The organism is Streptomyces sp. NPDC055103 (assembly GCF_053607625.1).
Genome location: NZ_JBSGTX010000168.1, coordinates 1 through 1,688 on the forward strand (window position 1 = coordinate 1; position 1,688 = coordinate 1,688).

The 1,688-nt window shown below is 53.4% G+C and carries 1 rRNA gene; it reads right to left on the bottom strand.

Annotated features, from left to right (window positions below):
* A 23S ribosomal RNA gene (locus ACWFR1_RS40275) occupies positions 1-1,688 on the bottom strand; the annotation flags it as partial.

Below are 1,688 nucleotides of genomic sequence, written 5' to 3' on the forward strand. Positions count from 1 at the left end.
CTCGTACTAGGAGCAGCCCCTCTCAAATCTCAAACGTCCACGGCAGATAGGGACCGAACTGTCTCACGACGTTCTAAACCCAGCTCGCGTACCACTTTAAATGGCGAACAGCCATACCCTTGGGACCTACTTCAGCCCCAGGATGTGATGAGCCGACATCGAGGTGCCAAACACCGCCGTCGATATGAACTCTTGGGCGGTATCAGCCTGTTATCCCCGGAGTACCTTTTATCCGTTGAGCGATGGCCCTTCCATTCAGAACCACCGGATCACTAAGACCTACTTTCGTACCTGCTCGAGCCGTCACTCTCGCAGTCAAGCTAGCTTATGCCTTTGCACTAACCTCACGATGTCCGACCGTGATTAGCTAACCTTCGTGCTCCTCCGTTACTCTTTGGGAGGAGACCGCCCCAGTCAAACTACCCACCAGACACTGTCCTCACCCCAGATTATGGGGCCGAGTTAGAACATCAAACATTAAAGGGTGGTATTTCAAGGATGGCTCCACGCAGACTGGCGTCCACGCTTCAAAGCCTCCCACCTATCCTACACATCAAGGCTCAATGTTCAGTGTCAAGCTATAGTAAAGGTTCACGGGGTCTTTCCGTCTTGCCGCGGGTACACTGCATCTTCACAGCGAGTTCAATTTCACTGAGTCTCGGGTGGAGACAGCCTGGCCATCATTACGCCATTCGTGCAGGTCGGAACTTACCCGACAAGGAATTTCGCTACCTTAGGACCGTTATAGTTACGGCCGCCGTTTACTGGGGCTTCGATCAAGAGCTTCGCCTTGCGGCTGACCCCATCAATTAACCTTCCAGCACCGGGCAGGCGTCACACCGTATACGTCCACTTTCGTGTTTGCACAGTGCTGTGTTTTTATTAAACAGTTGCAGCCAGCTGGTATCTTCGACTGGCTTCAGCTCCATCCGCGAGGGACTTCACCTACATGCCAGCGTGCCTTCTCCCGAAGTTACGGCACCATTTTGCCTAGTTCCTTCACCCGAGTTCTCTCAAGCGCCTTGGTATTCTCTACCTGACCACCTGTGTCGGTTTGGGGTACGATTTAATGTTACCTGGAGCTTAGAGGATTTTCCTGGAAGCAGGGCATCAACTACTTCTGCACCGTAGTGCATCGTCATCACGCCTCAGGGTTAGTATGCAACCGGATTTACCAGGTCACACCCCCTACACGCTTAAACCGGGACAACCGTCGCCCGGCTAGCCTAGCCTTCTCCGTCCCCCCTTCGCAGTAACACCAAGTACAGGAATATTAACCTGTTTCCCATCGACTACGCTTTTCAGCCTCGCCTTAGGGGTCGACTCACCCTGCCCCGATTAACGTTGGACAGGAACCCTTGGTCTTCCGGCGAGCGGGCTTTTCACCCGCTTTATCGTTACTTATGTCAGCATTCGCACTTCTGATACCTCCAGCAACCCTCACAGGCCACCTTCAACGGCTTACAGAACGCTCCCCTACCCAACAACGCCTAAGCGTCGCTGCCGCAGCTTCGGTGCATGGTTTAGCCCCGTTACATCTTCCGCGCAGGCCGACTCGACCAGTGAGCTATTACGCTTTCTTTAAATGATGGCTGCTTCTAAGCCAACATCCTGGCTGTCTATGCCTTCCCACATCGTTTCCCACTTAACCATGACTTTGGGACCTTAGCTGGCGGTCTGGGTTGTTT